Consider the following 896-nt stretch of genomic DNA (forward strand, 5'->3'; position numbering starts at 1 on the left):
ACGCCTCGTCGATCACCACGAGCACGTCGCGCGGCACGGCGGCCACGAAGCGCTCGAGCGCGTCCGCGTCGACGACCGTGCCGGTGGGGTTGTTCGGGTTGCACACGAACACCAGTCGGGTGCGCGGGGTGATCGCGGCGAGCATCGCGTCGAGGTCGTGGCCGTGCTGCGCGTCGAGCGGAACGGGCACGGGCGTGGCCCCCGCGATGCGCACGAGCGAGGGGTACGCCTCGAATGACCGCCACGCGAACACGACCTCGTCACCCGCGCCGGCGACCGCGTGGATCAGCTGGGCCGCGATCTCCACCGATCCGGCTCCCACCGTGACCTCGTCGACGTCGACGCCGTGGCGCGCGGCGAGCGCCTGCCGCACGGCCGCGGCACTCATGTCGGGGTAGCGGTGGATGCCGGCGACGCGCTCTTGGACGACCTGCACGACGGAGGGCAGGGGCGGATGCGGGGACTCGTTGGACGAGAGCTTCGAGGCACCGGCGGGGGCCGAGCGGCCCTGACGGTAGGCGGGGACGGCGTCGAGGCCGGGACGGGCGGAGAGGGGCATCGTCAGAGCATCCTTGCTGTGATCCGGGTGGTGTCGCGCCACCCTAGAACGCACGTCGCCCCCTGGGCAATCGGTGTAGCGAATGGTGGGCATCGCGCGCAGACGAACGTCTCCCGGCGGGCTCGGTCTGGGCAGATTGCCCAGTCCGCCTCCGGGTCGGGGCGGAGGGCAGGGTGAGCGTCAGCGTTCCCTCGTGACCTCGGCGGGGTCGGCGGTGGGAAGCCGGCACACGAACGCCCGGCAGTCGTACAGGCGCTCGGGCGTCGCGGCCTTGCCCTCGAACAGCTCGAAGCCCGCCGCGGCGAACGCGGCGGCCTGGGCGGGCGACACCACCGCG

At 73.3% G+C, this 896-nt stretch carries 1 protein-coding gene; it reads right to left on the bottom strand.

Annotated features, from left to right (window positions below; genetic code table 11):
* A partial coding sequence (locus tag DW299_RS14735) for an aminotransferase class I/II-fold pyridoxal phosphate-dependent enzyme (protein ID WP_136037028.1) occupies positions 1-559 on the bottom strand: 559 nt, incomplete at its 3' end.
* Between the last annotated feature and the right edge of the window lie 337 nt (positions 560-896).

Source organism: Microbacterium sp. K35 (genome assembly GCF_004794375.1).
Taxonomy (GTDB): Bacteria; Actinomycetota; Actinomycetes; order Actinomycetales; family Microbacteriaceae; genus Microbacterium; species Microbacterium sufflavum.